The 8,341-nt window shown below is 47.8% G+C and carries 9 protein-coding genes; 1 reads left to right on the top strand and 8 read right to left on the bottom strand.

Going from position 1 to position 8,341, the window contains the following annotated elements; translation table 11 throughout:
• The 5 genes from A8990_RS25445 to A8990_RS25425 form a co-directional block, all read right to left on the bottom strand.
• Positions 1–375: MarR family winged helix-turn-helix transcriptional regulator (locus tag A8990_RS25445; protein WP_245996211.1), on the bottom strand; the 375-nt coding region annotated here is incomplete at its 3' end.
• Positions 376–579: 204 nt separating this feature from the next.
• Positions 580–1,311 (bottom strand): phosphotransferase family protein, encoded by a 732-nt coding sequence (locus A8990_RS25440; RefSeq protein ID WP_116191851.1) that lies wholly within the window; start codon positions 1,309–1,311, stop codon positions 580–582.
• Positions 1,312–1,496: 185 nt separating this feature from the next.
• Entirely contained in the window at positions 1,497–2,528 is a 1,032-nt protein-coding gene (gene desA / locus A8990_RS25435; protein ID WP_116191850.1) for a Delta(5) desaturase DesA, read from the bottom strand.
• A 389-nt stretch (positions 2,529–2,917) separates the two neighbouring features.
• A complete protein-coding gene (locus tag A8990_RS25430) occupies positions 2,918–3,157 on the bottom strand; it encodes a cold-shock protein (protein WP_116191849.1) in 240 nt (79 codons plus the stop codon).
• Between the two features lie 69 nt (positions 3,158–3,226).
• Positions 3,227–3,427, bottom strand: coding sequence for a cold-shock protein (locus A8990_RS25425; RefSeq protein ID WP_116191848.1), 201 nt, complete (start codon positions 3,425–3,427; stop codon positions 3,227–3,229).
• Positions 3,428–3,728: 301 nt separating this feature from the next.
• Between A8990_RS25425 and A8990_RS25420 the strand changes: the two genes are divergently transcribed.
• A complete protein-coding gene (locus A8990_RS25420; protein WP_342772945.1) occupies positions 3,729–3,956 on the top strand; it encodes a hypothetical protein in 228 nt (75 codons plus the stop codon).
• Positions 3,957–4,549: 593 nt separating this feature from the next.
• Here the strand turns inward: A8990_RS25420 and A8990_RS25410 are convergent.
• The 3 genes from A8990_RS25410 to A8990_RS25400 all read right to left on the bottom strand — a co-directional run bounded on the left by A8990_RS25410 (position 4,550) and on the right by A8990_RS25400 (position 8,327).
• A complete protein-coding gene (locus A8990_RS25410) occupies positions 4,550–6,910 on the bottom strand; it encodes an immune inhibitor A domain-containing protein (protein WP_181909777.1) in 2,361 nt (786 codons plus the stop codon).
• 162 nt (positions 6,911–7,072) lie between these two features.
• The gene (locus A8990_RS25405) at positions 7,073–7,360 is read right to left on the bottom strand and encodes a hypothetical protein (protein ID WP_116191846.1); all 288 of its coding nucleotides are present in this window, start codon (positions 7,358–7,360) and stop codon (positions 7,073–7,075) included.
• Positions 7,361–7,379: 19 nt separating this feature from the next.
• Complete coding sequence (locus A8990_RS25400) at positions 7,380–8,327, bottom strand: alpha/beta hydrolase family protein (RefSeq protein ID WP_116191845.1); 948 nt, start codon at positions 8,325–8,327, stop codon at positions 7,380–7,382.
• Positions 8,328–8,341: the final 14 nt, after the last annotated feature.

Below are 8,341 nucleotides of genomic sequence, written 5' to 3'. Positions count from 1 at the left end.
GTTCTTAACGCGGTCCAGCGCTTCCTGTACCTTCGGAACCACCTCGCATCCCGATTCTGTCAGATAGAGCAGCTGATACCGGTTATCGGCAGGATCGACTTCCCTCCGCACGTATCCTTCCGCTTCCAGCTTGGTAATCGCTTTGGCGGTAGTCGTCTTGTCAATGAGCAGCTTCTCGCTTAGCGCTTTCTGAGTAATGGATTGCCGAGAAGCAATCGCCATCAGAAATATATACTGTCCGCTTCCGATTCGATATGGCGCCAGCTCGGACGAGATCAATATCTGCATGTGGCGATAGATGGCTGAGATGTATTGGCCGTGTGATTCAGTTGCGGCCTTTGCGGTCTTATCGGGTTGACTCCAATCGTTGCTCAACTTATTCTCCTCCTTAAATAGGATGTCATTGCAACTAATTATTAATTTCATCATATGCGATATAGGATGCCATTGCAACTAATTTTGTATAAATTCGGAACAGTATGAAACCATTACTACAACTGGGGAGTGTACACGACAAAAGCCCGGACATGGGTCCGGGCTTTACGTCGCTGCAATCTCTGCATATCCTCTGCTCTGAAATTAAAGATACAACAACACTTGATCGGCATTTCGTTTCATATCAACCGTCCGATCTCTAAAGGCGCAGTAGGCGATATGATCCAACCCAATGTGAATGAGACAACTGAGCAGGCGTTCCTTCATCTGTTCGGGAGCCCCACCTCTCTTAACCCAATGAAGGTCCATTATTCCCTCTACGTCAATTCCCTGCCATTGCGGAAACCAAGGCCACCAATAAAGAAACAATGCGTGGTCGTACAGAGGATCGCCATAGAACGCATTTCCCCAATCGAACACCCCGGTCAGCTTCTTATTGCTTACCAATACATTCCGGTTCAAGAGATCGTTATGGACGATACCTCTGACCTCTGGAAGATGGGGCACGAGCTTACCGAGCTTTAATACGCCGGCATCGAAGATACTCGCCTCTCGAGAGAACTTGTCCAACTTTTCTCTCCAGCCTGCAAGTCTATCTCTGGGCTCCGCAATTGATAATAACTCGTCCCCCCAGCTCCGCCCAGTCCCTTCCGGACGCCAAAGCCCTACTTTCTCCGTACTAGTGAGATCCTGCATCTGAAGCTCGTAGAGTGCGTCGAACAACTGCGGAAGAAGAACGAGCATCTCCGATTCGTTCAGCTGATCGAGATGCGTATCTCCTGGAACCCGCTCAGATACGGCGAAGAACTCGCTATCCGTCTCGCCGATCTCGATAACCTTAGGAATCGGCAATGAAGCCATGGTGAAATGCCCCATCGCCTGATCCTTCTCAAAGTCACTTCGATATGCACCGAAACGAATAATCCTATCACGCCCATCGAGCAAGTTTCTTGTCCTAATACGGCTATGTATAGAAGTTCTTGTCTTGAACGAACGACAAGAACTTCTACCAATAAATAAAAAGCCGCATTAGATGCGACTTCGTTGTATAGATGTTCATGTTATAGTTCCACTGCTGCCGCCGTTTCCCCCGACAAGCTCGCCAGCCGCCGCATATCCCGAAACCCAATTAATCGCTTGCTGGGCTCGTGCCACAGTCGGAAATTCAGCGAAGCCAGGCTGGACAGGAGCGTAATCGTCCTCACTTCCTGGATGCGCGGATTGGACTGATGCACGGCTTCCAGATTGTAGTTTGGAATCCGCGGGCTTAAGTGGTGAATGTGATGAAAGCCGATGTTGCCTGTGATCCAGTGCAGAATACGGGGCAATTTATAATAGGAGCTGCCATGCATCGCTGCCTTCACGTAATCCCAATTCATGTCCGCTTCATAATACGATTCCTCGAATTGATGCTGCACATAAAACAGCCAAATACCTGCAACACTGGAAATAAAGAAGATCGTACCCTGGATCAGGAGAAACGTCTGCCATCCGACAGCCCAGCAGAGCAAGCAATTGACAGCGACTATGCTTGCATTTGTAATATACGTATTGATCCGCTCTTTAGCGCCTGCACGCTTTCGATTGAAGCGGTAATCGATCAGGAAAATGTAAACCGGACCAATCGTGAACATAATAAACGGATTACGATACAATCGATACACTAATCGGCGCAGCGGTGAAGCGGTCAAATATTCGTCAACGGTAAGCGTCCAAATATCTCCGGTCCCTCGGCGGTCGAGATTGCCGCACGTCGCGTGATGAACGGTGTGGCTGTGCTTCCATTGCAGATAGGGCACATAGGTCAGAATACCCGTAATCGTGCCGATAATATCGTTTGCCCTGCGATTTTTAAAAAATGACTTGTGACAGCAATCATGGAAAATAATAAAAGTCCGAACGAGAAATCCACCCGCCACGATCGAAATTCCGATCGTCAGCCATACGGAGATCGACAAACAGAAGTAGGCGGCGAGCCAAAGCAGCATTACAGGTCCGATCGTATTGATGAGCTGCCAGATGCTACTCTTAAGTCTAGGTCTTTCATAGGCTGCAATTTCTTTACGCCAGTTGCCTTGCTCAGCTTCCATCATAAGGTTGTTATGGTCCTCTCTCAACGCTGCTGTTCTACTTGCATTGTATCAATAACGGTAGTACGAAAGATAGGCACAAGTCGTTCCAATTAAGTGTTTCGTTCGGTAGGGGATAAACTCCAAGGAACAGCTTATAGGGCGAACTGGCACTCCTTGTTCGAACCCTATGGCCTGTTCGTTGAACTATCGTCCCCCGAGGGAGTTCAACCCGTATAGTTTTAGCAATCCATATAATAAAAAACCGCGTGAAACGCGGCATCTAATGGATATATGTTCTTGCCCTCTTACACAAGTTGATCCCATAAATAAAAAAACCGCGATTTTCGCGGCCTTTAATGATATCATGTCTTGTCACCCGACAATAGTATATGGATCCATTCCTTGTGTTCCTACAATATTCCTTGTGTTCTCGCAATATTATTTGTGGAATCCCATCCTTTGTTAGTATTAATTATTTGCGGAAGCATCTTCATGCCTCTCACCATCTGGGACTTGCAAATCGAACACACAGGCACTTTCGCAAACGAGAAATTATCACGGATCCATCCTTTGCATTCCTCATGCGTACATCTCCAGATTACAGTTTCTTCATGTGGAAGATCTTCTAACGGTTTGCCACGTTTAATCAAGATGAATCCTCCTCTTTAATTAAAAAGCTGCACTTAACTCGGTGTTAAGTGCAGCTTGTTTAATTTTGATTACAGTTTAACTACATTCTCGGCTTGAGGTCCACGGTTGCCTTGAGTCACGTTAAACTGAACGCGCTGACCTTCGTCGAGGGTTTTGAAACCATCGCCTTGGATTGCGGAAAAGTGTACGAATACGTCGTTTCCGCCTTCAGCCTCGATAAAACCAAAGCCTTTATCGGCGTTAAACCATTTTACTGTTCCTGTTTGCAAAATTAATCTGCCTCCTAATGATTGATTAACATGTTTTTTCTTGTATAAACAAAAATCACACATTGAAAAAGGTACAATCCGCACAACGAGAACCCTTTTCAATATGTGAGTTTAAGGTTTATTTTGTGTTTATTAGAATTATGATACCACAGCACAATACACAAATCAATAACTATGATATCATGAAGAATAAAATGATTTAGGAGTGATAGGTCTGAAGAACAGAAACAAGCCGATTTCCTTTGATGAATTGCTGAAAGAGCTTCAAGGCGCGAAATCCAATGAAGGCGTCCAGAATCACGTGAACATTGAAATGTTATTTCATGAGACCTTCATGAGCCGATATTCTTCCTTCAAATGTTTCAACGAGTTTCTCCGCAAGGGAAACTTTGACGTTAAAATCCTGGAAGACATCGACAACATCCCCGATGAGCTGTTCGATCGCCATGTCGACCGTGAGACCGACTTTGGAAGCTGGAAGTCGATGCTGGATCGGGCCAATGAGGAATTCTTGTCTGTTGAAGGCTGATTGAACCTTTGCCAAATTCATTACCCATTTTTGTTGAAAATGTTAAAAGGAGCTGCCGCAGCTCCTTTTTTATCTTGTGAAATTTACAGTTTTTGTCACTTTCATTCCCATGACCTTTAGCTCATTAACATAAAAATTTTTACATTGCATACACTATTTCATTTGGCAATTCACGGTTGAGGGTAGGTGGAACCAATGAATTCTTTCATAATAGAACTAGACAAGAATTGCGAGATATACTATCGATATGGGAACTATAGTCCAGCTGTCAGCATGAAAGGGGCAATTATTGCACATTATGGTGCAGACGATGCTTATGTTCACTTCAAGTTAAAAGACAACAGAATGCTTATTATCTCTTTATCACATATTGTTGGAATTCATTACGAGTAGAATTGCATCCATCCGCTCCGTATATACAATCTGATCTATTTCTGGAGTTGGCTTGCTATTCATTATTAATGCTTTGAGAGTCGAACTAGATAAATTAAGACTTGAGCAAGTTGAGTTAGGAAAAGAAAGAAGTAGAGCTACTATCATCAAAAAAGAAACCCAACGCATGCTATCACGCTGGGTTTCCTCTACTTCTATAATCACTTAAAAATCAAGACTTTACCAACCGTGCCGTCCGCACTTTCACCCACCACACGGAACTTTAATCCGTTGGTTGGAATTTTACGTCCCGCATCAACAAGACCCGGGTTTGAGAAATCCGCACGATCGTCAAACAATGGGTTGCGAGCCGTAAAATTGTCTTTCATCGTAATGCCCAAGAGATCTTTGTAATCTAAGTACATGGAATTGGTTGCATTCAATCCAAATGCAGCGTCATGGACTTGGTAACGAGAAGAAGCAATCTCTTTATCGCTCCAGCTCATCGCACGCTGATCCGCATCGACTACGCCTAGGAATCCATCGCCAGGGTGAACGCCCGTCCAGTTATTGTCATAGGTTTCATCCACGTACCAAACCACTAGACCCGGGTCATAACTCATGAGGCTTGCGCCGCGGCGGATGTGTCCCAAAGCCGCATCCACCCCGTTGTGGGATCTCCACTCTAACAGATAGTAATTCGTAGAGTAGTACGTTCCTTTGTCTTTGGCAAATCCTTGGAACGTAAACGCTGTATCGCCTTCCGCATTATCCGATAAAATCGTTTGGCCGTCCGAGGTGAGCTGGATATCGTCCACGTAGAAACCGCGTTGAGCGACATAAGGGTCTGTCCAGTAATCAAACTTAATACTCACCTGTTTTCCTGCATAAGCACTTAAATCAAATGCAGCCGGTACCCACCCGTTTGATGTCCCCGTAATCCCGTGACCTGGATTTTGGCCGTTCGGGTTGCTGTCCGTCGTGATGTTTCCTGGAACGGAAGTCCATACGTCAGTTCCTTCTTCTTTCACTTTGACAGACGCATAATCCCAATTCTTTTCAATGTCGTACCAAGCTTGGAAATTTAAGATCGGATGCGCAGCATTGGCAAGGTTAACCGTTGCTGTCATCGAATGCTCCATATCGTTTCCTGAACCACTGTAATATTCATACGTCCCGCTTGTCGGAACGTTCACGTGGTTCTCTTTATCCGGCAAGTTCACTCGAACCGCATCTTGGTTGGTTCCTTTCGTGGAGGCTTCGTCCAATAGTACCGTCGTTCCTGCACTCGTTACATCATTCGCTTGAATCGTGGTTCCGCTGAGCCAGTTTCCACCGTGCAAGTTCTGCAGCATTTCTTTATCATAGGGGCTGAATCCAGATGGTTCTGTACCTGGAACGTCTCCTGCCCAGCTTCCCGCTGACATGATCGACCAATATGCGACCGGTTCACCGGCGCCGGTATATTGCGTGTCATATTCATCAGGCAAGCCTAAATCGTGGCCATATTCATGGGAGAAAACACCTGCAGCTCCGTCTTCCGGTTCAATCGTGTAATCCCAAGCCCCTAATAATCCACCAAAGCGATCACTATTGGAATGTCCGCCTGGAACCGCAATAGGACCTGCTGCCAGCTTCGAGCGATGTGACCATATCGCATCAAAGCCTAAGCTTCCTCCGCCCGCTTCTTCGCCTACTCCCGAGTGAATGACCATTAAGTGGTCGATGATGCCGTCTGGCTCATTATAAATGCCATTCCCGTTATAATCGTCACGATCCCAGACATCGTAATCGGCTAAGTTGATGGAAGGATCTTGAGCGGCTTTTTTCAGCGCTTCTACTACCAGGCCTCTGGCATTAATATCCTCGCCATCTGGCGCTGGATCGTTCCCACCATAGTAAGCTGCCGGATGATCGGCCGTATACCAGCCCGCTACCGTTCCATCAACGGTATAGCTACCGCCCGATTGCGCTTCATAATATTGCTTCATGGAAATCATATTTGCACCATTTGGCCCTGTATAGCCAGCAGGTCCGAAGAGCATCGATTGGAAGTGCTCATGGGTGTAATCTTCATAGAACATATCCGTCTCTTCTTTGGTAATGGAGCTTTTCGGGTAATCCGGGAAATCGATCGCGAGAACGAGCACTTTATCCGTACGGACACCGCCGTTATAGACTTCCTTTTCAACAGAATCAACCGTCGTTTTCTTGGCTTGCCCTAATTTGTTACCCTTGCCTTTCATCAATCCATTAGCGCTTGCAGTCGTTTTATCTCGTAACACTTCCAGAACATTGGAATCGAGCACTTTTGGCTTCGGTGCTTGATTTTTCGCTTTCAAAAAAGCCGTCAACGCTTTTTCCGCTGCCGCCGGACTTGCATCCTTGGCGATTTCCCCTTGCTTTTTCAACAACGCGATCAGTCTTTCGTCATTGGCCACTCCTAGATCAGTCGTGGTCCATCCCTGAATTGTCGCGGTTGCTGCCAGGTTTTCCGCATGAGACCCGACGCTCAAAAAGGTGCTCGCCACAACGACACTAGCGGAGATACTGGAAAGCAATTTCCATCTTCTTTTCGGCAATTCTATTACCTCCTGGTTAGATGAGATAGACTGCCAGTTTAGTATACAGTAGACGTATTGTAGAAAAATGCCAGGCTTTGTCGAGTACGAATTCCCCCAACTTTACATAGCCAAAATAAAAAATGACCCCCGCGCCCGCGAGAGTCATCTCATCTCATCCTTCTACGTCGTCCCAGCGGCCGCGATTCCATTAAACACGACTGGTCCGCTCAGAAAGAACCGATATGAATATAACGGATTGTTCACGCTGATGAACATCGTGTACCGTACTTGTCCCGTCGCCGCCACAGCTGCAGGCGGAAAGTCTCCAGCGCTTACGCTAAGCGGCGCAATCGTTAACAGAAGCGCAGCGACGTCGACTACTTCTTCCAAAATAACCATCCCCGTACCTGCCACGTCCGTTCCGCCGCGTTCAATCGTTATTGTAATGATCGTAGTACCTGGCGGCACATAGCCTCACGATATAAATTTATCCAGCGGAATGTCCGTCTCCTCGAATAACGCTCAGCCCCGCATACGAATGAACCCGGTTCGAATGCTGCCCCGCCACGCCGCAGACGAACTCCAGCATGAAGTCCGCAATTGCTGTCGCGATCAGCTCATGCTTTTCCGCGAGACCCGCTTCCGCCCCAGACACATCGCTGAACGTGAGATGGTTCGCGCCATGGACGCGTACGAAGCAGCGATAGCCCGTCAGCACATCGGCAAGATGCCGCTGTCCCGCAATCGTCTCGCTGGCAAGCGACTCCGCCCAGCCGCTGCTGAGGAGCATCTCATACGTCGAAGCATTTTGGCGCATGAGCAGCACCGGCGTATGAACCTTCGTACGAACAGAGCCGAGCAAGTGCAGACTCGGATCGAGCAAGATCCCTGCTTTTACACGATCACTCTCGTGCCGATCGAGCACATGATACGCAGCGGCTCCGCCGAGCGAGTGTCCAACAATTCCAACCTGCTGCACATTCAGCCGCCCTCGCAGCACCGGGTCCAGCTCATTCAACACGTCCAGCTGATTCAGTACAAAGGTAAGATCCTGCACGCGCACATCGAGCAGCGAGTTCCACCCCTGCCAGTCCGTTAACTGCAGGTTCGCAAGCTCAGGCAGCTGTGTAATCTCCTCGCCGTTCGGGAACACCGTACTCACCGATTCATAAGTCGCGCCGACGGTCAACACGACAAACCCGCTGGCTGCCAGCTTCTGCACGGCGAACGCGTACATATCCCGCTCGACTCCGAAGCCAGGCGAGAGAAGCACAATCGGATACGCCGCCGCAGCTGCAGCCCCGTCGTCCACTTGTTCCGCTGCCGCCGAAGGGTAATACATGCTGACCATGAACCGTCTGCTGCGTCCGTCACCGGCAAAAGGATCGATTCTACCTGCGTCTGTAAACAACCTCTTCATACAGCCAATAGGCATCGCATTTCCCCTCC

This window comes from Paenibacillus taihuensis (assembly GCF_003386535.1).
Classification (GTDB): Bacteria; Bacillota; Bacilli; order Paenibacillales; family Paenibacillaceae; genus Paenibacillus_Z; species Paenibacillus_Z taihuensis.
This window is presented reverse-complemented; position numbering and strand designations above follow the sequence as displayed.

What these genes read in the sequence shown, in the direction of transcription:
- A8990_RS25440 (WP_116191851.1), bottom strand. Translation starts at nt 1,311, where the DNA reads ATGGGGCATTTCACCATGGCTTCATTGCCGATTCCTAAGGTTATCGAG.
- desA (WP_116191850.1), bottom strand. Translation starts at nt 2,528, where the DNA reads ATGATGGAAGCTGAGCAAGGCAACTGGCGTAAAGAAATTGCAGCCTAT.
- A8990_RS25400 (WP_116191845.1), bottom strand. Translation starts at nt 8,327, where the DNA reads ATGCCTATTGGCTGTATGAAGAGGTTGTTTACAGACGCAGGTAGAATC.